The 22670-nt window shown below is 63.8% G+C and carries 20 protein-coding genes; 6 read left to right on the forward strand and 14 right to left on the reverse strand.

All coding sequences use genetic code 11. The annotated features are described in order from the left end of the window. Positions 1–61: 61 nt before the first annotated feature. From GYH29_RS23480 to hutC, 6 genes are all read right to left on the reverse strand, one after another. Entirely contained in the window at positions 62–1447 is a 1386-nt protein-coding gene (locus GYH29_RS23480) for an amino acid permease (RefSeq protein WP_019104159.1), read from the reverse strand. Between the two features lie 118 nt (positions 1448–1565). Continuing rightward, positions 1566–2894, reverse strand: a complete 1329-nt coding sequence (locus GYH29_RS23485; protein WP_019104160.1) for a YjiH family protein — start codon at positions 2892–2894, stop codon at positions 1566–1568. Positions 2895–3036: 142 nt separating this feature from the next. Then, the gene (gene hutU / locus GYH29_RS23490) at positions 3037–4710 is read right to left on the reverse strand and encodes a urocanate hydratase (RefSeq protein ID WP_019104161.1); all 1674 of its coding nucleotides are present in this window, start codon (positions 4708–4710) and stop codon (positions 3037–3039) included. 75 nt (positions 4711–4785) lie between these two features. Beyond that, positions 4786–5709, reverse strand: coding sequence for a formimidoylglutamase (gene hutG, locus GYH29_RS23495; RefSeq protein ID WP_152596845.1), 924 nt, complete (start codon positions 5707–5709; stop codon positions 4786–4788). A gap of 15 nt (positions 5710–5724) precedes the next feature. Further along, positions 5725–6972, reverse strand: coding sequence for an imidazolonepropionase (gene hutI / locus GYH29_RS23500; protein ID WP_161524480.1), 1248 nt, complete (start codon positions 6970–6972; stop codon positions 5725–5727). 241 nt (positions 6973–7213) lie between these two features. After that, entirely contained in the window at positions 7214–7930 is a 717-nt protein-coding gene (hutC, locus tag GYH29_RS23505) for a histidine utilization repressor (protein WP_019104164.1), read from the reverse strand. Between the two features lie 156 nt (positions 7931–8086). On the opposite strand from hutC, the gene GYH29_RS23510 reads away from it, so the two are divergent. The 3 genes from GYH29_RS23510 (at position 8087) to GYH29_RS23520 (ending at position 10035) form a co-directional block, all read left to right on the forward strand. Further along, complete coding sequence (locus GYH29_RS23510; RefSeq protein ID WP_043589163.1) at positions 8087–8503, forward strand: Mpo1 family 2-hydroxy fatty acid dioxygenase; 417 nt, start codon at positions 8087–8089, stop codon at positions 8501–8503. Positions 8504–8537: 34 nt separating this feature from the next. Then, complete coding sequence (locus tag GYH29_RS23515) at positions 8538–9407, forward strand: D-hexose-6-phosphate mutarotase (protein ID WP_043589157.1); 870 nt, start codon at positions 8538–8540, stop codon at positions 9405–9407. 67 nt (positions 9408–9474) lie between these two features. Further along, a complete protein-coding gene (locus GYH29_RS23520; protein WP_161524481.1) occupies positions 9475–10035 on the forward strand; it encodes a hypothetical protein in 561 nt (186 codons plus the stop codon). 311 nt (positions 10036–10346) lie between these two features. Here GYH29_RS23520 and GYH29_RS23525 read toward each other — a convergent pair whose 3' ends face one another. From GYH29_RS23525 to rarD, 5 genes are all read right to left on the reverse strand, one after another. Beyond that, a complete protein-coding gene (locus tag GYH29_RS23525; protein WP_161524482.1) occupies positions 10347–12221 on the reverse strand; it encodes a M3 family metallopeptidase in 1875 nt (624 codons plus the stop codon). A gap of 254 nt (positions 12222–12475) precedes the next feature. After that, positions 12476–13036: a GNAT family N-acetyltransferase gene (locus tag GYH29_RS23530; protein ID WP_052051843.1), complete on the reverse strand. Its 561-nt coding sequence runs from the start codon at positions 13034–13036 to the stop codon at positions 12476–12478. Beyond that, a complete protein-coding gene (locus GYH29_RS23535; RefSeq protein ID WP_019100418.1) occupies positions 13030–13221 on the reverse strand; it encodes a hypothetical protein in 192 nt (63 codons plus the stop codon). Before GYH29_RS23535 ends, GYH29_RS23530 begins: the two co-directional genes overlap by 7 nt. Positions 13222–13444: 223 nt before the next feature. Then, on the reverse strand, positions 13445–13720 hold the full coding sequence (locus GYH29_RS23540; RefSeq protein WP_019100417.1) for a hypothetical protein: 276 nt from the start codon (positions 13718–13720) through the stop codon (positions 13445–13447). Between the two features lie 301 nt (positions 13721–14021). Further along, positions 14022–14936 carry an EamA family transporter RarD gene (gene rarD, locus GYH29_RS23545; protein WP_043589155.1) on the reverse strand — a complete coding sequence of 305 codons (915 nt, stop codon included), beginning with the start codon at positions 14934–14936 and terminating at the stop codon, positions 14022–14024. Between the two features lie 589 nt (positions 14937–15525). On the opposite strand from rarD, the gene GYH29_RS23550 reads away from it, so the two are divergent. From GYH29_RS23550 to GYH29_RS23560, 3 genes are all read left to right on the forward strand, one after another. Continuing rightward, a complete protein-coding gene (locus tag GYH29_RS23550) occupies positions 15526–19002 on the forward strand; it encodes an indolepyruvate ferredoxin oxidoreductase family protein (RefSeq protein ID WP_019100415.1) in 3477 nt (1158 codons plus the stop codon). 208 nt (positions 19003–19210) lie between these two features. Next, entirely contained in the window at positions 19211–19762 is a 552-nt protein-coding gene (locus GYH29_RS23555; protein WP_019100414.1) for a hypothetical protein, read from the forward strand. Positions 19763–19836: 74 nt separating this feature from the next. Next, positions 19837–20370 carry a DUF2059 domain-containing protein gene (locus GYH29_RS23560; RefSeq protein WP_019100413.1) on the forward strand — a complete coding sequence of 178 codons (534 nt, stop codon included), beginning with the start codon at positions 19837–19839 and terminating at the stop codon, positions 20368–20370. A gap of 61 nt (positions 20371–20431) precedes the next feature. Here GYH29_RS23560 and GYH29_RS23565 read toward each other — a convergent pair whose 3' ends face one another. The 3 genes from GYH29_RS23565 to GYH29_RS23575 all read right to left on the reverse strand — a co-directional run bounded on the left by GYH29_RS23565 (position 20432) and on the right by GYH29_RS23575 (position 22664). Further along, on the reverse strand, positions 20432–21235 hold the full coding sequence (locus tag GYH29_RS23565) for a mechanosensitive ion channel family protein (RefSeq protein ID WP_043589154.1): 804 nt from the start codon (positions 21233–21235) through the stop codon (positions 20432–20434). 263 nt (positions 21236–21498) lie between these two features. Further along, positions 21499–22227, reverse strand: a complete 729-nt coding sequence (locus GYH29_RS23570; protein WP_019100646.1) for an NAD-dependent protein deacylase — start codon at positions 22225–22227, stop codon at positions 21499–21501. A 98-nt stretch (positions 22228–22325) separates the two neighbouring features. After that, positions 22326–22664, reverse strand: coding sequence for a nucleotide pyrophosphohydrolase (locus GYH29_RS23575; RefSeq protein WP_019100647.1), 339 nt, complete (start codon positions 22662–22664; stop codon positions 22326–22328). Between the last annotated feature and the right edge of the window lie 6 nt (positions 22665–22670).

The following is a 22670-nucleotide window of genomic DNA, read 5'->3' on the forward strand; positions in this document are numbered from 1 at the left end:
AAGCGGCTTGAATGTTCCGGCGAGCACGCGCCCACCGGATAAAAAACCTTGCGCCGCGCTTTTACGCGGCGTCGCGCTGAGCCTGGGCCTCCACGCCGGGCGCCAACACCCGGCTCCACAGGAAATGTCCAGCCACCACCAACGCCACCCACACCATGCCCACCAGCAACGCAGAGCGGGTATCCTCGAAGTAACCAAGCACGCCGATCACAAACAACATGAAGCCTATCGCCGCCAGCGGCGCGTACGGCCAGAACGGCACTGGGAATTTCAGCTCCGCGGCTTGTACCTTGCTCATCTGGCGACGCATCGCCACCTGAGACAGCAAGATCATCAGCCACACCCACACCGTGGCGAAGGTGGCGATGGAGGCGATCAGCAAGAACACGTCCTTGGGCATCAGGTAATTGAGCACCACGCCCAACAACAAGGCGGCGGCCATGACCAACACCGTCATCCACGGCACGCCGTTGGCCGACAGCTTGGCGAAACTCTGCGGCGCCTGGCCCTGACGCGCCATGCCGTACAACATGCGGCCGGCGCCGAAGATGTCGCTGTTGATCGCCGAAATCGCCGCCGAGATCACCACCGCGTTGAGAATGTGAGCGGCGGCGGGAATGCCCAGGCTTTCGAAAATCTGCACGAAGGGGCTGCCCTGGCTGCCGATCTTCGGCCACGGGAAGATCGACATCAGCACGGTCAGCGTCAGCACGTAGAACAACAGGATACGCACCGGAACCGCGTTGATCGCGCGCGGGATGGTGCGCTGCGGGTCCTGCGCCTCGCCGGCGGAAATACCGATGATCTCGATGCCGCCGAAGGCGAACATCACCACCGCCAACGAGGCGACCACCCCGCCCCAGCCATTGGGCATGAAACCGCCGTGCGACCACAGATTGTGCAGGCCGCTGGCCTCGGCGCTGCCAAAACCGAACAGGATGATGGCCACGCCGCCGATGATCATCGCGACGATAGCCCCCACCTTGACGATGGACAGCCAGAACTCCATTTCGCCAAACACCTTGACGCTGCATAGATTCAAGGCGCCGATGAAGAAGATGATGCTCAGCACCCAGACCCAGCGGTCCACTTCCGGAAACCACAAACTCATATAGATGCCGAAGGCGGTCACATCGGCCAGGCAGACGATGATCATCTCAAAGGCGTAGGTCCAGCCGGTGATCACCCCAGCCAAGGGGCCCAGATAGCTGGTGGCGTAATGGCCGAAGGAACCGGCCACCGGGTTGTGCACCGCCATCTCGCCCAGCGCGCGCATCACCATGTAGACGGCGGCGCCGCCAATCAGATAGGCCAGCAATACCGCCGGGCCGGCCATTTGTATCGCCGCCGCCGAACCGTAGAACAAGCCGGTGCCGATGGCCGAGCCCAGCGCCATGAAACGGATGTGACGGGCGGACAGACCGCGCGTCAACGTTTGTTGCTCCATTTAGTGTCTCCTCAATTCCGATCTTCAGGTGCAATCCTGAAATTGTCGCTTATTATCCGTGTTTGGCCGGCCCCCGCATTGCCGAGCCTCCCCGACGGTAGATTCCAGCCTTCCCATCTCAGCCCAACCAGCCCTGCCACAGCGCTAGATGACCGATGCCGGCGGCCAGCAATATTCCCAACACCGTGCGCAGCAGCCAGATCAACACCAGATGCCGTACCGATAGCGGAATTCTGGTCGCCAGGATGCAGGGAATGGAAGCCGAGAAAAACAGCACGGAACTGACCGACACCACCGCGGCGACAAACCTCACCAGCAAATCAGCGTCCTTCAGCAGGATCGCCGGCAAGAACATTTCCGCCAGCCCTGCGGCCAGGGCCTTGCCTGTCAACATCGGCTCGCTCAAACCAGCCAACCATGCCACCGGCGCCAGCAACAGGCCCAGCACATCGAACAAGGGCGTATACCGTGCCAGCAATAAGCCGATCAGCCCTACCGAAAGGATGGAAGGGACCACGGCGCCCGCCATGGCCAGGCCATCGCGCAGATTCACGATCAAGACCCGCGTCAGACTCGGCGCAGCCTTGGCCTGCCGCAAACCGGCGGCCAAGGCCGCCTGCCAGCGCGTCATGCCGGCCGGCAGTTCATCGCGCACGCCGCCCTGATTATCCATGCGCGAGATTGGCGGCAGCCAGGCGGTGATAGCGGTCACGGTAAACGCCACCACCAGAGTGGACCAGAAGTAGAAATTCCAGATCGGCATCAAGCCCAGCGTCTTGGCCACAATCACCATGAAGGCCGCCGACACGGTGGAAAACCCGGTGGCGATGATGGCGGCCTCGCGTATGGTGTACTTGCCTTCCAGAAACACTCGGTTCGTAATCAGCAAACCCACCGAATAACTGCCGACAAAAGAAGCCACCGCGTCAATGGCGGAATGGCCTGGCGTGCGCCATATCGGCCGCATCACTGGCTGCATCAGTACGCCCACCAACTCCAGCAGGCCGAAACCGATCAGAAACGCCAGGGCGGCGGCGCCCAGCGGCACGATCAGGCCCACCGTCAAAGCCAGCTTGTCGAACAAGAAGGGCAACATATCCTTTTCGAACAACAGCGACGGCCCCAGGCGGGTAAGATACAGAATCGCCAGCGCCAAACCGGCCAACTTTAGCAAGCTGAACACTATGTTGACGGCGCTAACGCGCCAGCGTCCGGAAACAAACGGCGCGATGCTGCCATAGGCGATCAGCAACATCACCAACGTCACCGCCAGCTCACGCTGCGCATTGGCCAGATAACTGGCGGCGTGGTCCAAGGGAATCGTGGAGTTGCCTGCAATCTCCAGGGGCAGGAAAAACAGCAGGATTCCAATCAGGCTATAAGTGAGCAAACGCAGCAAGGCGCTGACGTTATTCGGGGAAAACGGCAGGGAATGCTCGACACTCATCAGCGATGTCTCCTTTGTAGCGGCATTCGACAGTTCGGCTTGGAATAGTTATGGCGCCAAATCTGTTGCTTGAGCGTAACGGCCAAACCGCCCGATGACGCCGAAACTCGGCGCCATCGTCCATGACCGCTGTCCGCGATGCTCAGCGCTTCAGCATCGGCAGATCCAAGCCCTGCTCTCTCGCGCAGTTCTCAGCGATCTCGTAGCCGGCGTCGGCGTGACGCATCACGCCGGTACCCGGGTCGTTGCGCAGCACGCGGCCCACCCGCTTGGCGGCGGCGTCGCTGCCGTCGCAGACGATGACCACGCCGGAGTGCTGGGAGAAGCCCATGCCCACGCCGCCGCCGTGATGTAGCGACACCCAGGTGGCGCCGCCGGCGGTGTTGAGCAAGGCGTTCAGCAAAGGCCAATCGGACACGGCGTCGGAACCGTCCTTCATGCTTTCTGTCTCGCGGTTGGGCGAGGCCACCGAACCGGAGTCAAGGTGGTCGCGGCCAATCACGATGGGCGCTTTCAACTCGCCGTTCTTGACCATCTCGTTGAAGGCCAGGCCCAGGCGGGCTCGGTCCTTCAGGCCCACCCAGCAAATGCGCGCCGGCAAGCCCTGGAAGCTGATGCGCTCCTTGGCCATATCCAGCCAGTTATGCAGGTGCGGATCGTCCGGAATCAATTCCTTGACCTTCTGGTCGGTCTTGTAGATGTCTTCCGGGTCGCCGGACAGCGCCACCCAGCGGAAGGGGCCGATGCCTTCGCAGAATAGCGGGCGCACATAGGCCGGCACGAAGCCGGGGAAGTCGAACGCATTGGCCACGCCTTCTTCCAGCGCCATCTGGCGGATGTTATTGCCGTAGTCCAGCGTGGCGGCGCCGCGTTGCTGTAGAGTCAGCATCGCGCGCACCTGCACCGCCATCGACTGCTTGGCGGCGGCGGTGATTTCGGCGGCGGACGTTTTCTGCTTGGCGCGCCATTGCTCCACGGTCCAGCCCTGCGGCAGATAGCCGTGCACCGGGTCGTGGGCCGAGGTCTGGTCGGTGACCACATCCGGAGTAATACCGCGTTCAACCAGTTCCGTGAACACGTCGGCGGCGTTGCCCAACAGGCCCACCGACACCGCCTTGCCGCTGTGCTTGGCCTCATCCAGGATGGCCAGCGCCTCGTCCAAGGTCTTGGCCTTACGGTCCACATAACGGGTTTTCAGACGGAAATCGATGCGGGTCTCGTCGCATTCGACGGCGATCATGCTGAAGCCGGCCATGGTGGCGGCCAGCGGCTGGGCGCCGCCCATGCCGCCCAGGCCGCCGGTCAGAATCCAGCGACCTTGCGGCTTGCCGTCGAAGTGTTGGTTAGCCACGGAGAAGAAGGTTTCGTAGGTCCCCTGCACAATGCCTTGCGAGCCAATGTAGATCCAGGAGCCGGCCGTCATCTGGCCGTACATCATCAGGCCCTTCTTATCCAGCTCGTTGAAGTGTTCCCAGTTGGCCCAGTGCGGCACCAGATTGGAGTTGGCGATCAAAACGCGCGGCGCGTCGGCGTGGGTCTTGAACACGCCCACCGGCTTGCCGGATTGCACCAGCAGGGTTTCGTCGTCCTCCAGACGCTTGAGCACGTCCAGGATGGTGTCGTAGCACTTCCAGTCGCGGGCGGCGCGGCCGATGCCGCCGTACACCACCAGGCTTTGCGGGTGCTCGGCCACTTCCGCGTCCAGATTGTTCTGAATCATGCGGTAGGCGGCTTCGGTCAGCCAGCTCTTGCAAGTCAATTCGGCTCCGCGCGGCGCGCGGATGTGGCGGGTCGGATCAAAACGCGGGTCGGACATCGGTATTCTCCTTTGTAAGCCCGCCGCCGGTTGTGACCCGGCGGGCGGGGAATGACGCTATCGCTACTATCGGGTTCAGGCTTGTTTCAGGTGCCGGCCTATGCTCCATACCAACCGGGCGGCGGTCTTGGCGCCGTGGCTGTCGATGTCGAAGGCCGGGTTCAATTCCACCAGGTCGGCGGCCGCCAATTTGCCGCTTTCGGCCAGGCGCCGGACCAGGGCCTCAACCACTGGCAGCGCCACCCCCATGGCGGCGGGGGCGGAAACCGCCGGCATCACGCTGGCGGGCAATACATCCAGATCTATGGTCAGGTAGACGATGTCCACCTGATCGACGAAGGCCATCATCGCGCCGCGCACCGTGGACAAGGTATCCAGCGTCATGTCGCTGTCCAACGTCCATTGCACGCCCAGCGCGCGGGCCCGGGCGAACAGCGCTTGGGTGTTGGACGGCTCGGCCACGCCCAGGCACAGATAGTGGAAAGGCCGGCCGGCTTGCGCGCAGTCGGCGGCGATTTGGGCGAACGGCGTGCCGGAAGTGGCTTCGGCCGCTTCGCGGAGGTCAAAATGGGCATCGAAATTGACAATGCCGATCACCTTGCCCGGATGCGCCGCCGCCAGGCCGCGCCAAGTGCCGTAGGCGGTTTCGTGACCGCCGCCCAGCACCAGCGGAAAGTGGCCGTCGGCGCGCAGCCGGCGTACCTGTTCGCCCAGCCGCACCTGCGCGGCGTCCAGGTCGCCGTCGGCGCAGGCCACGTCGCCGGCGTCGCACAAAGGCAGCGCTTGGTGCCAGGCCAGATTGGCCAGCGCCTTGCGGATCGCCGTCGGCCCGGCGGCCGCGCCAACGCGGCCCTGGTTGCGCCGCACGCCCTCGTCGCAGGCAAAGCCGACAATACCGACGCCCGGCTCCAGGCCGGCGGCGTAGGGGCGCGCCAGCTGATGCCAGCGCCGCGCCAGATCGCCCTCGCCGGCGTCAACCCGGCCGCTCCAAACACTCATGTCCACGCTCATGCTTCAACAGCCTTTCATATGCTGCGCCACGCCGCGGAATACGCGTTGGCGCAAAGGATTGTCGCCCAGGCCGTAGACGATCTCGGCCGGCGAATCGATGTCCCATACCAACAAGTCGGCGACATGACCGGCGGCCAGCCGGCCGTGGCTGCCGCCGCGGCCCAGCGCTTGCGCCGCATGGCGGGTGACGCCGGCCAGCGCCTCTTCCGGCGTCAGGCCGAACAAGACGCAGGCCTGGTTCATCGCCAGCCGGATGGAGGCGAACGGGCTGGTGCCGGGATTGAGGTCGGTGGACACCGCCATCGGCACGCCGGCGGCGCGCAGCAGTTCCACCGGCGGTTTCTGGGTCTCGCGCAGGAAATAGAAGGCGCCCGGCAGCAGCACCGCCACGGTGCCGGCGGCCTTCAACGCGGCCACGCCGGCGGCGTCCAGGTATTCAACGTGATCGGCGGACCAGCCGCCGAACTCGGCCACCAGTTCGGCGCCGTGCAGATTGGAAAGCTGCTCGACATGACCTTTGATCTTGAGGCCGTGGGCGCGCGCCGCCTCGAACACGCGGCGGGTCTGCGCCGGGCTGAATCCCACGCTTTCGCAGAAAGCGTCCACCGCCTCGGCCAAGCCGGCGCTGGCTGCGGCAGGCAGGATGGCGTCGACGATATGGTCGATGTAGGCGTCGGCGCGGCCGGCGAACTCCGGCGGCAATGCGTGGGCGGCCAGCAGGGTGGCGGACACCTCCACCGGCAGTTCGTCCCGCAAGCGCCGCGCCGCGCGCAATTGCTTGAGTTCGTCCTCCAGACTCAGGCCGTAGCCGGACTTGATTTCCACCGTGGTCACGCCCTCGGCCATCAGCGCGCGCATCCGCGGCTTGGCGGCGGCGGCCAGGCCGGCCTCGTCCAGCGCCCGAGTGGCGCGCACGGTGGATACGATGCCGCCGCCCTCGGCGGCGATCTGCTGATAAGGCACGCCGTTGAGGCGCTTTTCCCATTCGGCGGCGCGGTTGCCGCCGTAAACCAAGTGGGTGTGGCAATCGATGAAGCCTGGGGTGATCCAAGCGCCCTTGGCGTCGATCACCGCGCCGTCGAAGCCCTCGGGGTCAATGCCCGCGGCCGGCGGCAACGCGAGGATGCGGCCGGCTTCCAGCAAAAGCGCATGGCCTTCCAACGCGCCGTAAGGCGCCGGGAGGCTCGGGTCCATCGTCGCCAGCCTGGCGTTGATCCACAGGCTGCGGCGATCCGTTTCGGCTTGACTCATGGTGGGCTCGCTGCGGGTTATTTGTATATACAATTAATCCTATCCAAACTGCCTGTCAAGTTTGGAGCCGTGATTTTTGTAAATAGGCCGAATTGGCAGATTTTACTTATAGGACAATCATTTGATGTTGCATGGCAACAAAAAAGCCGCCCGAGGGCGGCTTGCACGAACGCGAAAATTCAACGCCAATTTGTATATACATTAAAACGCCGCGAACCATCAGGCGCCACGGCGCGGGCGCTCAACGCTTGACCCGGGTTTGCGAACGCAGCTTATAGCGCGAGCCCGGATGGGTCAGCCGCGCAAAGCTGACCAGCTTCTTGTGCGACCAGGTGCGGCGTAAAACCAACAGGCAGGGTTCGCGCGCCGTCATGTCCAGCATTGCCTGCTCCGCCGCGCTGGGCAGCACCGCTTCCACGCTGTGCTCGATATCGGTCAGCGGACAATTTTTCATCAGGTAGTCGTTGGGCGTGCGGCTGCTGAAATCCTGTTCCAGGTAATCCGGCGCGAAGGCCGGGTTGACGTAGCGGTCTTCCAACTGGATGGCGACGTCGTCCTCACGGTGCACGATCAAGGAGCGGAATACCGTGCTGCCTTCCTTCACCCCCAGGCGCAAAGCCACGTCCTCGGTGGCGAGCACGGCCTTGAGTTCGTAAACGTCGGCGCTGTGGCGGTGGCCGCGCGCCTCGATTTCCTCGGAGATATTGTTGATGTCCAGCAAAGGCGATTCGGCCTTGCGCTCGGCCACATAAGTGCCGTCGCCGGCGAAGCGCAGCAGAATGCCGGCCTCGGCCAGATCGCGCACCGCCTTGTTGACGGTCATGCGCGACACTTGGAACTGGCGCGCCAACTCCAGCTCGGGCGGAATCTTGCCGCCGGGCAGAAACTGGCGGGAACGGATGCCTTCAAGGATGTATTCCTTGATGCGCAGATAACGCGGTTGTGCTGTGGATGACACCTTGGGACCTAGAAGATTGAACGGTTGGCAAAAGGATTGTAGCCCAAGGCGGCTCGCAAGCCCCTGATCCAGCGCAGACAAAACCGGCCGCGGGCATTGCCGCCGTCCCGCGTCTGCGCCAAGATGGAAACCCGTCGCCCGTTTGCGAGGCCTGACATGACGCTTGAGCAATGGTTGCAAGAGTATGATCTCAGTCACCGCCATCCCGTCAATATCCGCATCCACAAAATCTGCGTGCCCGCCATCGTGTTCGCTCTGTTGGGTTTGCTCTCCAGCGTGCCGGCGCCGCTGAATCCGGCCTGGCTGGCGGTAGCCGCCGGCCTGGCCTTCTATTGGCGGCTGGGCCGAACCCCGGCGCTGGCCATGGCGGCGATGTGCCTGCCCATGCTGCTGGCGCTGGAGGGGGCGACGCGCGCCGGACTACCGCTGGCGCTCTTCTCTCTGGGGCTGTTCGTCGTCGCCTGGATCGGCCAGTTCGTCGGCCACGCGATCGAGGGCAAAAAGCCCTCCTTCTTGCGCGACCTGCAATTCCTGCTGATCGGTCCGCTATGGACGCTGCGCCGCTGGCTATAGCGCGCTATCATCGGTTTTTTGCCAGGAAGCCCGTATGTCCGTCGCCCTGCCTCCCGCCGCCTCGCTGTCCAACCGCGCGCCCGGCGTCGATATTCTCGTGATCGCCGCGGCGGATTTCCACGCGGAAATATCCTTGCTGGGCGGTCAACTGCTCAGCTTTCGCCCCGCCGGCGAGCAGCCCTTGCTGTATTTGTCGCCGCAGGCGCGCTACCAGCCGGGCAAGGCCATACGCGGCGGCGTGCCACTGTGCTGGCCCTGGTTCGGCCCGCATCCCTGCGACCCGGCTCAGCCGGCCCACGGCGTGGCGCGCACGCAAGCCTGGCGTCTGGACGAGGTCCGGGAAGACGCCGGTACGTTCCACGTGAAACTCTCCGGCCCCGAACACGACGGCCTGACGGCGGAAATGGAATACCGGCTGGGCGCGGCGGTGGAGGCGGCGCTAACCACTCGCAACCACGGGGATCGTCCCCTGCGGCTGGGCGCCGCGCTGCACAGCTATCTAGCCGTGGGCGATGCGCGTCTGGCCACGCTGTCCGGCCTGGACGGCGCACGCTGTCACGACAAGGTGGCGGGCCGCGAAAGCCGCTGGCCGGACGGCGAATTCCGCTTTCACGGCGAAGTGGACAGCATTGTTTACAGCGAGCGGCCCGCCTTGCTCCGCGACCCGGTCTGGCAACGTTGCATTCGCGTCACAGCGGAAGGCGCCGGCAGCGTGGTGGTATGGAACCCGGGGGCTGAAAAGACGGCCTTGCTGGGCGACTTGCCGACAACCGCCTGGCTTGATTTCGTCTGCGTGGAAACCGCCAACGCCGGCGACGATGTCCGAGAGCTTGCTCCCGGCGCCAACCATCGCATGGCTTGCCGCTTGACGCTGGAGCCCTTCCACGCCGAGGCCGGGGTATAATGAGGGCCGAAATCGCCGCGGCCCTCAGCCCGGCGGACCGCGTTTTTCAGTTCCGGAACCCCTAGCGATGGCCAGACCCGACAAGATTTCCCGTTTCCTGCCGATTTCCTTTGCCAACGGCAACAGCGTGCGCCGCTTCGGCAAACACTGCCCCAGCTGCCGCGCAATGGTGGGCTCGGAGCATATGGAAGGCATAGCCAGCAAGCAGCAGGACAAGATCTTCCTCGCGGCCCAGGCGCGCTGCCCGTCCTGCGGCGTCGGCTTTCCGGTGCGTTGCGTGATTACCGACGACAAACGTGTTCACCGCGTACTGCTCCCCCACTGGGCCTTTCGCATGTGGCTGCAAATGGCCACCCGCAACGATCCACAACCGCCCGGCGACGACAACTGGACGCTGGAGGACGCCCCGGCGGAAACCGCGCAGCAAGGCTTCGTGCTGCCCGACAACGCCTTCGTCACCCGTTCAGAGGAAGTGCTGGGTCGTTTCCAGGGCGAGCCTATCAACGCCTGGATCGAATATCAGGGCCAGCGCTTCGTGTTCGAGCGCGCCGCGCCGCCCAGCGGCGACGCCCGGCTGGACGCCAGCGAATTGCTGTTCGAGGGCCGGCTGATCTACCGCCAGGCCTGAGCGTCGACAAAGAAAACGGCAGCCCGTGGGCTGCCGTTTTTGCGTTCTTAAGATCCTGTTTACGATCCCGCGAGCTAGAGCGAGACAAGGCGAAAACTTGCGAAAAAGCGGAATGTACCAAGGGTACATGAGCATTTCGAAGACGGCACTCATCGCACAATCTCTCTACCGACGCGCAGCAGATCGTAAACAGGTTCTTAGAGCGGCTAACAAAAGTCAGTTTCACGTCTGAGGCAAGGCGCGCCGACGCAGGCAGTACTTGAGTACGGCAAGTCGGCGCAACGCAGCATCAGGAGTTTTGTTAGCCGCTCTTAGTGCGCGGCGGCCGGATAACGCTCCCTCACCCAGGCTTCGAAACGGCGGCACATTTCCGCCTCCCCCGCGGCGTTGTCGGCGATCAGTTCGGCGCCGTGCACCAGCCGTATCGTCGCGTCCAGCCGCTCCGGGTAATCCCGCGCGTAGTTCCGTTCCACGGCGGCGGCGATCAGCCGCTTCGCTTCACGCCAGGCCTCGTCCACGCGGAGGTCGCAGGCCTCCGCCAGGTATCGAGCGTTGAAATGCTCGCCGGTCAGGCTCAGCAAAGTGGCGTCGTGATCCAGGCTGTTGCCCGGGGCCCAGTAATGTTCGGCTAGCAGCGGGCCGATCGCCGGGTTGTCGGTCAGGTAGCCGTATTCGCGCAGGAAGTAGGCTCGGGTCTGATACACCGCCATATGCGCCAGCAAATAGCCGTGATAAGACGCCGCCGACTCCTGGTTCAACAAATGCGGAATCGCCAACAGCGGCCGCGGGCCGCATTCGACGCCCAGGATCTCGCGCTCGCAGCGGCGCGCCAGCGCCAACACCGTCTCCGGCGTCAGTTCCGCTTCCGGCAGCCGGTACAGCTCGCGCTCGAAGTAAGCGACCACGGCGATGGACCGCTCGGAGAAAGCGAAGAAAGGCTGGGTCGCCTCGATGCGCGCGCGGATCAGCGCGTCCGGCATCGCCTCGCCCGCGGCGTTGCGGGCGTAGCGCTTCAGCCAATCGGCGTCGTTCAGCAGGCTGTCGCAGAACATGCTCTGAGTTTCGGCGTACGCCATCGAAGTGGGCGCGAACTCCTGGGAGAAGCACGGCGCGTTCTGGATCACATTGGCGAAATGAGCGGCGTGACCGCCTTCGTGGAACAAGGTATTGATCGCCCGCGCGCCGCTGCCCACCTGATCCGGCGTGGCATCGGCGGTGAAATTGATCCGGCCCGGCACCCAGCGGCCGCCGTCGTAGAAGCTCGGCACCGGCCCGTGGCAGAAGCCGTTCTGATACTTGCCCTTGCGCTCCACCAGGTCCAGCTGCATGGTGGCCTGCCGATACTGCACGCCCAGCCGGCGAAAACTCAGCACCCAGCGTTCCACCGCTTTGGAGAACGGCAGATAGGGATCCATCTGCCGAGTCACGTCGCCGCTCATATGGAAGCGCAAATTGTACGGCAGCAGCGCGTCCGCGCCTTTGTCGTCGGCCAAGCGCCGCAGCGCCCGCTGATTGGCGTCGCGGGTGCGCGCTTCGAAATCGTCGAGCACGGCGAACAATTCATCCGACGTCATCTGCTCGTTCTTGCGCACCTTGTGCTCAAAATAATCGGCGCTGCCCAGGCTGCGCGCCAGCGCATTGCGCTGTTTGACGATGTCGAGAAAGCCGTTGTCCAGCACCCAGCGCTCCAGGTCGAGCAAGGCGTCGTGCGAGCTTTTACGCGCGGCGAGATCCGGGTTGGTGGCCATATTGATGGCCAGCGTGGTGAGCGTCGCCTCTTCGCGCTCGCCGCGCTCGTTGATGTGGCTGAGCGCGAGGTCGCGGCGCTTGGCGAACAACTCGGCCTCCATCTCGATCAGCCGGCGCATCTGCTCCTGCGCCGCCGCGCTGTCTATGATGTTGCTTTCAAACAGGGCCAACCAACCCTGATAGCCGTGCAGCAAGTCGTCGCGCTCCGCGCCGGCCGGCTGCGCCTGCAAACGCTCCAACGCCGCGCGCACCGCCGCCAGCCGTTCCGGGCTGGAGATAAAGGCCTTGTAGTCGGCTTCGGCGCGGGCGAAACCGTCGTGATCGTCGGACACCGCCATATAGGTGTCCCAGAACAGGTCTTCCTTGGTTTTATGCACCACCAGGTAATCGCGGTTGAGCTGGTCGAACTCCGCGCGCAGTTCGGCAATCGCTGTCATCTTGCTACTCTCCTTTGCGCTGTCCATCAGCCGCTTTTGGCAGGCCTGGACAGTCTGTTTATGAAATTTGCATTGAGTGTGCGCGCGCGTTCCACACGGGTCAAGTGCGAGCCGCTCCCATCGCTAAGAACCTGTTCAATGTCCGCTGAGCGTCGGCGAGACGGCGTTGAAAGCCCCTTCGAAATGCTCATGTACTCTATTTTCTCAGCCGCAACGCCTTGTCTCGCCTTAGCTCGCGAGATCGTGAACTGGCTCTAACAACTGGCGGCGGCCCATTGCAGCACTTCGCGCCGAGGGCCGGGGAACGGAGGCGGCACCGCGGACAACAGCAGGCTCAGCCGCGGCTCCGCGCCCAGCGGCTGAACCACGAAACCCAGCCGTCGCGCCAATTGCAACATGGCGATGTTGCCCGGCGCGCAATCGGCCCAGATCCGGTGCCAGCCCAGCTGGCGGTAGCCGAAGTCCAGCATCATCCGCGCCGCTTCCAGCGCGTAGCCCTGGCCCCAGGCCGATTCCGCCAGCTCGATGCCGAAGCCGGCTTCGCCGCCGCGCTCCAGCCCGCGCAAGCCCACCGAGCCCAGCAGCGCCTTGTCTTCGCCGCGCACAATGGCCAGCTGCCAGCCACGGCGGGGGGAGTCGCGCTGCTGTTCCAAAAAGCGCAGCAACAATTGCCCGCTGCGCGCCGGCGTCACTTCTTCAGGCGGGTAATGACGAGCGAACTCGCGGCCGCTGCGCGCCATCGTGTAGGCCGAGTGATCATCCGGGCGGAAATCGCGCAGCATCAGGCGCCGACTGTAGAGCAAGGGGCTCAACATAAGCCGCCCTTCTCCAGCCGCAGCCGGTGAATGCGCTGTTCCAGTTCCTGGCGCTGGTATTGCCTTTGTTGATCTTGGTGCTGAGCCTGGCTTTCTTGCCATGCCTTATCGGCCGACGCCGCGTGGTCGTCGCCGAGGATGTCGCGCAGCAAGTGACGCGACAGGGGAATAAAGAACAATGCCATGATGGCGTAACCTGTAAAGAACGATAAAGATCATGGACGGCTGGCCCGCGGGGAGCGGAAAGACGTCCGGCATGCGCCGTCAAGCTTGTGGGGCCTGGCGACGCTGCGCAGTCTGCTACCGGGCCGGCATGACGTCAAGCATAATCTGCGTGAAACATTCTAATGGCATGACAAAAAAACAGCAGCGGCCACGCCCTCCGACGCGGCCGTCCAGCCTAGTCGCTCAGCGCCACCAGCCCAGATAACGGGCAAGGCTCGTGGAAATGGCCGCGTCGGTCAGCCCCAGTTGCAGGCCCACCAGCGCCGCGTAAATCTGCATGCCGTGCTCGTCCGGCATATAGGGCAAGGCCCAATCGCTCAGCATCGGATACAGCATGCAAGCCAGCAACAAACCCGCCGCCAAGGCCGCGCCCACCCAGGCGCGGGAACGCGCGCGCAGGGCCAAGCGGATCAAAAGGTCCGAACCAAAGAAAACCACGCTAACCAGATAGAGCGCCATGACGCGCCTCCTTGCAAAATATTGACCATGTCACTCCGCCGCCGGCAGCACGAAGGCAGCTCGGTGCGAATGCTTGTTTTTGGGGCAATCAGGGCGGCAACGGCATCATAACGATGCATGGGCGGCGCGGTGCGGCCGCGCTCGGTGCTATGGAACTGCGGACACGGGCCGGATTCGGCTCGGCAATGGGCCGGAACCGGAAGTGCCCGGCGACGGCCCATTGAGTGGTTTATAGCAAACTCTCCTAATGAAAACAGCCCGCGTTTCTTGCGAAACGCGGGCTGCTCTGGCGGGGGAAAACTCAGGCCGCTGCGGCGCGCCGCCCCTGCCACATTTGCAGTAATCCGGCGATGGAGTACAACAGCAATGCCGCCCAGATCAGGCCGAAGCCGATGGCACGACCGCTATCGAACGCTTCACCGAACAACAACACGCCCAACGCCAATTGGATGCTGGGGCCGATGTACTGAATCACTCCCACCGTAGCCAGCTTGAGCCGGCGCGCGCCGGCGGCGAACAGCAACAAAGGCACCGCGGTCACCACGCCTGCGCCGATCAGCAAGCTGGTCTGCATGGCGGAACCATGACCGAAAGTCCCCTGTCCCTGCCATTCGAACCAGACCAAGGCTCCTGCCGCCAGCGGCGTCATCAGGAAGGTTTCCAACGCCAGCCCCTCCAGCGAAGCCAGCGGCGCTTTCTTACGCAATAGACCGTACAGGCCGAAGGTGGCCGCCAACGACAGCGCGATCCACGGCAAGGCGCCGGCGCTGTAGGTGATCCAGGCCACGCCGCCCGCCGCCAGCAGCAAGGCGGCGTTCTGCAAACCGCTCAGACGCTCGGACAGAAAGAGCCTGCCCAGCAGCACGTTGAACAACGGGTTGATGAAGTAGCCCAGGCTGCCCTCCACCACGTGGCCGGCGTTCACCGCCCAGATGTAGATCAGCCAGTTCAACGACAGCAACAAGGAAGACAGGCCGAAAATGCCCAGCTTGCGGGGTTCGCGCACCGCCGCCGGCAGCCAGCCCCAATGATTGCGCACGGTCAGCACCACAGCGACGAACACCGCCGACCAAACAATGCGGTGGCACAGAATTTGCAAAGCCGGGACTTCGTGCAGCGGCTTCCAGTACAGCGGAAACAGACCCCAACAGATGAAGGCGGCAACGGTGAAAGCGACGCCGCGGCCGCTTTCGGAAGTAGAAGAATTTGAACTCATGGAATTTCACACAGCAAGGGAGGGGGTCAGGATGACAGCTTAACCAAATTGCCACAGCGGAAAAACCGCTATTCAATCAACAGATTGTTCATTATTCAAAACAATGACTTTCCAGATGGCAAGCATGCTGCGCTGGCACAATCGCCGCAGTCGACGTCCACATCAGTCAATCTCTTTGACGTTGACGTAAACGTAACTTATAGTCCGATCAAATAGAGAAAAGACTCTAGAATCCAGCCCCGGACCAGGGACCGCGCCGACATGCCAAGCAGCCGGCGATCAAAAACAACACCGGCTGGAGATGGAGCTCAACCGCTGACAACAAAGGAGAAGCCGTCGGCGCCGCACAGACCGCAACCATGCGGCGGGCGCAGACACACCGAGCCGCCGCCCAGGGTAGAAGCTGTTTACGATCGTAAATATGTTCTTAGGGGCGGTGGCGTCGGGCCAGCGGGTCTAAAACTTAAGGAGAAGGCCGGCCGCACGCGCCCACAAGGCGCAGGCCGGCCCATCGCCACAAGCGATGGGACGTCCACAGCGCGGCGCTGGCGCCCGCGGGACGCGCCCGAGAATGACAGGAGGAGAAATCATGTCGATCCGCCACGCAGACCTGGAAGAAAAATACACGGCCCCCACCGGCCAGGTGCTGATGACCGGGATTCAGGCGCTGGTGCGCCTGCCCATGCTGCAACAACAGCTGGACCGCGCCGCCGGGCTGAATACCGCCGGCTACGTCACCGGCTACCGCGGCTCGCCGCTGGGCAACGTAGACCAAACCATGCAGAAGGCCGGCAAATACCTGCAGGAACACAATGTCGTGTTCCATCCCGGCCTTAACGAGGACCTGGCCGCCACCGCGGTCTGGGGTACTCAGCAAGTGAATATGTTCGATGGCGCCAAATACGACGGCGTCTACGCGCTGTGGTACGGCAAGGGCCCGGGCGTGGACCGCTCCGGCGATGTGCTCAAGCACGGCAACGCTGCCGGCACCAGCCGCCACGGCGGCGTGCTGCTGGTGGCCGGCGACGACCACGCCGCCAAATCCTCCACCTTCCCGCACCAGTCCGATCACATCCTGGCCGCCAGCATGATTCCGGTGCTGAGCCCGTCCGGGGTGCAGGAAATCATAGATTACGGCCTGCACGGCTGGGCGATGAGCCGCTATTCCGGCTGCTGGGTGTCCATCAAGGCGATATCCGACACGATTGAAAGCTCGGCCATCGTCGACATCTCGCCGGAACGGTTGCAGTTCAAGATTCCGCAAGACTTCCCCTTGCCCGAGGACGGCCTCAACATCCGCTGGCCGGACGCGCCGCTGGCGCAGGAAAAACGCGTGCTGCACCACCGTCTGTACGCGGCGCTGGCCTATGCCCGCGAAAACAAGCTGAACCACATCACTCTGGACTCTCCCAAGCCGCGGCTGGGCATCATCACCTGTGGCAAGAGTTATCTCGACGTGATGCAGGCGCTGGACGATCTGGGCATAGACGAGGCGCTGGCCGCCGACATCGGCCTGCGCATCTTCAAGGTGGGCATGGTGTGGCCGCTGGAGCCGGAAGGCGTGCGCCAGTTCGCCGAAGGGCTGGAAGAAATCCTGGTGGTGGAGGAAAAACGCCAGATCATCGAATACCAGCTGAAAGAGCAGCTGTACAACTGGCGTGACGACGTGCGGCCGCGCGTGGTGGGCAAATTCGCCGAAAAAGGCGAATGGGCGCTGCCCCACGGCGACTGGCTGCTGCCGGCCGCCGGCGAACTGACCCCGGCGATGATAGCGCGCGCCATCGCCGGCCGGCTGGCCTTGATCTTCGACAGCCCCATCATCCACGACCGGCTGAAGTTCTACGACGACAAGGAAGCCCAGTTGGTCAAACCGCGCGAATCCATCGCCCGCGTGCCGCACTACTGCTCCGGCTGTCCGCACAACACCAGCACCAAGGTGCCGGAAGGCAGCCGCGCCGTCGCCGGCATCGGCTGCCACTACATGGCGCACTGGATTCAGGCCGACAGCACCAAGACCTTCACCCAGATGGGGGGCGAAGGCATCACTTGGGTGGGCCAGGCGCCGTTCACTCACACCAAACACATCTTCACCAATCTGGGCGACGGCACCTATTTCCACTCCGGTCTGCTGGCCATACGCGCCGCCGTGGCCGCCAAGGTCAACATAACTTACAAGATTCTGTACAACGACGCGGTGGCGATGACCGGCGGCCAGCATGTGGACGGTTATCTGGACGTGCCGATGATCACCCGCCAACTGGCGGCGGAAGGCATCAAGCGCATCGTGATCACCAGCGACGACCCGGACAAATACCAGAACGTCCAGGGCTTGGCGGCCGGCGTGGAAGTATTCCACCGCCGCGAGCTGGACCGGCTGCAAAAAGAACTGCGCGAAGTCGAGGGCACCAGCATCCTGATCCACGATCAGACCTGCGCCGCCGAGAAACGCCGCCGCCGCAAACGCGGCGACTTCCCCGACCCCGCCAAGCGCGCCTTCATCAACCAGCAGGTATGCGAAGGCTGCGGCGACTGCGGCCAGAAATCCGGCTGTCTGTCGGTGCTGCCGGTGGAAACCCCGCTGGGCCGCAAGCGCAAGATCGACCAGTCCAGCTGCAATAAGGACTACTCCTGCGTAGAAGGCTTCTGTCCCAGCTTCGTCACCGTGGAAGGCGGCCAGCTGAAGAAATCCGCCGGCAGCAGCGCCAGCCTGAGCGCGATGCCCACACTGCCGGAACCGACGATCCCGCAACTCCACGAACCGTTCAGCATCATGGTCACCGGCGTGGGCGGCACCGGCGTGGTCACCATAGGCCAGGTGCTGGGCATGGCGGCCTATCTGGACCGCAAAGGCGTCACCGTGCTGGACATGGCCGGCCTGGCGCAAAAAGGCGGCTCGGTGTGGTCGCATGTGCGCATCGCCGACAGTCAGGACAAGCTGCACGCCGTGCGCATCGCCGCCGGCGACGCCAACCTGGTGCTGGGCTGCGACCTGGTGGTGACCGCCGCCGAGGAGGCGCTGGCCAAAATGCGCGACGGCTTCAGCCACGCCATCGTCAACAACTACGAATCGCCAACCAGCGCTTTCCTGAAGAACCCGGATGTGCGCTTCCCCAGCAAGGCGATGAAGGACGCCATCGTCGAATCTGTCGGCGCCGGCCGCTACAGCGAGGTCAACGCCACCCGGCTGGCCACCTCCCTACTGGGCGACGCCATCGCCAGCAATATGTTCATGCTTGGCTACGCTTGGCAAAAGGGCTTGGTGCCGGTGACGCTGGAAGCAATCATGGAAGCGGTGCGTCTGAACGGCGCCGCGGTCAAGTTCAACCAGGACGCCTTCAGCTGGGGCCGTCACGCCGCCCACGATCCGGCGCGCATCGAAGCGCTGGTCAGCCCGTCGGCGGTGGTGGCCTTCGTTCCACGTGAAACCCCTGACGCCGTGCTGCACCATCGCGCCACCGCGCTGACCGCCTATCAGAACGCGGCGCTGGCCGAACGCTACAAGGCGCTGGTGGCGCGGGTGCGTCAGACCGAGGAAGCGTTGAACCCGGCAAGCAGCGCGCTGACGCTGGCGGTGGCCAAAAATTACTACCATGTGCTGGCGTACAAGGACGAGTACGAAGTGGCCCGGCTCTACACAGACGGCGGCTTCCAGCGCGAGCTGGCGCAGCAGTTTGACGGCGATTACCAGCTACGCTTCCACATCGGCGCCGGCTGGATCACCGGCGGGCAGCCGCGCAAAGTGGCCTTCGGCCCCTGGCTGCTGACCGGCATGAAGTGGCTGGCCAAACTGCGCTTCCTGCGCGGCACCCTGCTGGACCCGTTCGCCCGGCAGGCCGACCGCAAGCTGGAGCGTCGGCTGATCGGCGAGTTTGAGCGGCAGGTGGAAGACTTGCTGAGCGGACTGACGCTGGACGCGCTGCCGCGCGTGGTGGAGCTGGTGAAAACCTGGGAAGGCGTGCGCGGCTTCGGCCACATCAAGGAGCGCAACTACCAGCAGGCCAAGAGCAAACAAACGCAGCTGCTGAGCGAGTTGAAGCCGGGCGGCAAGAACCGCCAGGTCGCCTAAGTCAAAGCAATGAAGTTGCTGTAAACGTAGTACCCGAGTGTTCCTACAGCTTGCGGGCGTCGACCATGTCGACGCCCTCTTTTTTCGCCTGTCCTTTCTGCCAGCCGCCCCTTTCTCCAATTGAAAATGCCAAAGGCATTTTCTAGCTTCAAGACTGGCGCGCTCCCGCGCCGCCCCATCCCAAGCTTGTCCGCATAGGAGATTCCGTATGTCCCTGAACTGTCGCCATGGCTTGCTCGCCTTCGTCTGCGCCCTCTTGCTGGGCTGCGCGTCCACGCCCGGCAGCGACCGCTGCGCCGGCCAGACCCAGCCGCCGATGCCGGGCATGAGCACGGTCGACAATCCCGCTTTGCTGAACAGCGCGCTGGGCCAGCCCGGCAAAGGCGGCCTGTGCACCGGCCAGGTGCGGCGCCAGGACGCCGCGGATCAAACCGTGACGGTCTACCGGGTGTACGACAGCGGCAAGGCCAATTCGCGGCTGGGCCGCTGGTGGTCGTTCAGCGCGCCGCAAGGGCCGGTGGCCGCCTACCGCGCCGCCAACGCCATCTGCCCGAGCTGGAGCCAGCTCAACCGCGTGGTGCGCTGCCAATTGAAAGTGGGCGCCCAGGTGGCGGTGGGACCGGGCCAGAGCGCCGATTGCGCGCCGGACCCCAACTACCCGCCGTCGCCGGTCAACCAGGTCTACGTTCCCAACGCCAGCCCGGACAGCTTGCTAGTGGAGCGCTGTGAGGATCTGGGAGATTTCCCGCCGGCCTCTTGAGCAAGACTCCACTCAATTGACGCCAATCATCAGAGCCATCAGCATGGTCGTTTATTCCAACAAGAGAAACGACCATGCGCCTTAAGCCTCTTCTCGCCGCCGGCCTGTGCGCCGCGCTGTTCCACGCCGGCCCGGCGCTCGCCGCCGAAGACAGCGCCGCCGCCGCCAAAGCGTTGCTGCAGGCGATGCGTTACGACGAGATGATCGTGCAGACGATGCAGCAGATGGAAGCCACCATGCAGCAGCAAATGGAGCAGCAGCTGTGGCAAAGCCAGCCGAACTGCGCGCAGACGCCGGCTTGCAAAGACAAGGTCGGCGCTTTTCTGCAACAGCTGCGGAAAACCCAACAAGCCTATTTCCAGTCCGCCGAAACCCGCAAGTTGTTGCAAGAGGTGCAGGTCCAGGCGCTGAGCAAGCACTTCAGCGTCGCCGAGATCCGCGAGATGAGCGCTTTCTATCAAACCCCCACCGGCAGCAAGATGTTGCGGCTGATGCCCAAGATCGTGGCGGAAACCGGTCCGGCGGTGATGCAGGACCTCAACCAGCGCTTGCTGCCCAAGCTCAAGCGGCAGATGGACGAGTTCGCGCGTCAGAACGGCGTCCGCTGAACCGGGAAGCGGACAACAAAACGGGGCCGTCGGCCCCGTTGTCGTCTGGCGTCCGCGGCGCTCAGCTCTGACGCACCACCATCGCCTGCTCCGGCGCCGGGAAGCCGCCGGCAGCCAGGGTTTCGCGAATCACGCGGTTGCTGTCGAAATACACCTGCCAGTAGTCCTGCGGCTTGCAATACGGCCGTACCGCCAACACCGGCCCCAAGGGCGTGAACTCTAGCAGGCCCACGTCCGGCGCCGGGCTGGCCAGCACATTGGGCACCTTGGCCACCGTCTCCCGCAGCAAGCTCATCGCCGCCGCGTGATCGGCGCTGGCGGCCAACTGGGCTTTCAGGTCCACCCGTCTCTGCTCGGTGGCGCTGAAGTTCTGGATGGTGTCGGAAAATATCTTGTTGTTGCCGACCAGGGTCAGCACCCCGTCCGGCGTGTCCACCGCGGTGGCGAACAGGCCGATGTGCTTGACCGTGCCGACGACGCCGGCCACGCCCACCAGATCGCCCACTTTGAACGGCCGCAGCACCACCAAGAAGATGCCGGCGGCGAAGTTGGCCAACAAGCCGCTCCAGGCCATGCCCACCGCCACGCCGGCGGCGGCGATCACCGCGGCGAAGGTGGTGGTCTGCACCCCGAAGAAGCCTAGGATGCCGATCACCAGCACGATGGTCAGCGTCACGTCCAGGAAAGACTTCACGTACTGGCGGATGGTGTGGTCCAGAGATTTGCTGGCCAGCTTGGCGTCCAGCAGGCGGGTGGCGAAATTGATCAGCCAGCGGCCCACCAGCCACAGCAAGATGGCCGACACGATGTTGAGGCCGATTTTCACCGCCAGATCGGACCAGTGACTCCAGTTGATGGCATCCATTTGTAAATTCCCCTTTTCAACGGTTTTGCAACATGTTTAAAGATAGGAGCTTGCCACAGAAATACCAAATGAATTTTTACGCGAAGCTTCGCCGCCCTGCTTCTGCCGCCCGCGCGCTCAGCGCCTAGTCAAAGTCTCGCGAGCAAGGGCGAGACAAGGCGAAAACTGGCGAAAAAGCGGAATGTACACGTGGTATATGAGCATTTTGAGCTCGTACTCGCCGTGCAACGCTTCACGACGCGCAGCAGACTATGAACAGGTTCTCAGGCCCCGGACAAGGCGCGGCAGGTCTCCCCTATGCCGCCCAGGATGCGCAGATCGAAGGCGTGGTCCATGCGCGTAGGCGTGTAATTGATCAAGGCGGTGGCCACGCCGGCCTGCGCCGCTTCCAGCGGAATCAGGTTGACCGGCGACACCTCCAGCGACGAGCCCATCACCAAGAGCAGATCCGCCTGCAAGGCGGCGTCGAAGGCCAGCTCAATCAAGGGCACCGCCTCGCCGTACAGCACCACGTCCGGCTTGAGCACGTCGTGGCACAACCGGCAGACCGGCAGCGGATGGTGCAGCACGTAATCCAGCGCGTGGGTGGTGTCGCAGCTGGGGCAGCTGGCGGTCAGCAAGCTGCCGTGCAGCTCCAGCACCCGGCCGCTGCCGGCGCGCGCGTGCAGGCCGTCGATGTTCTGGGTCAGCACCGTCACCCGCTTGCCTTGCTGCTCCAGTTCCGCCAGAAACTGGTGCCCTTCGTTGGGCCGGTAGTCGCCGATCAGCTTGATGCGGAATATTTCGCGGAACGCCTGCCAGAACGCCTCCGGATCGCGGCGGAAATAATCGATGGACACCACCTCGGCCAGGCTCATGCCGCGCGACCATAGGCCGTTGGCGGAACGGAAGTCCGGGATGCCGGACTCGGTGCTCATGCCGGCGCCTGTCAGCGCCACAATGGTTTCCGCCTGCTCCAGCATCTGGCGCAGGCGGTTGATTTGCTCGGACATCTATGCATTCCAGCTATTGATTGAATCCACTATAGAAGCTGGCCGCGTCGTGCACTCGCGTACCGTGGCTTCAGCTTAGCCGTTTTCATGACATACGCTCAGCCGGCCGTTGGCACAGGGTATTTGACGGCGTTCTTGGCCATCTTGTCGCGTACCGCCGCGTCAAGATCCACGCCCGTCACCATCGCCAGCCGCGTCAGGTAAAGCAACACGTCGGCGATTTCTTCCTGCAGATGGGTGAAACGCGCCGGGTCCTCGCGCAGCGAGGCGGCCTCCTCGTCGCTCAGCCACTGGAAGATTTCCGCCAGTTCGCCCACCTCTCCCACCAAGGCCAGCATCAGGCCGCGCGGCGTATGGTGGCGATTCCAATCGCGTTCATCGGCGAAACGCTGCAATGCGGCGGAGAGTTTTTCAGTAGAGATCAGGGTTTCGCTCATCGTTCT

The organism is Chromobacterium haemolyticum, from assembly GCF_009936155.1.
GTDB classification, from domain to species: Bacteria; Pseudomonadota; Gammaproteobacteria; order Burkholderiales; family Chromobacteriaceae; genus Chromobacterium; species Chromobacterium haemolyticum.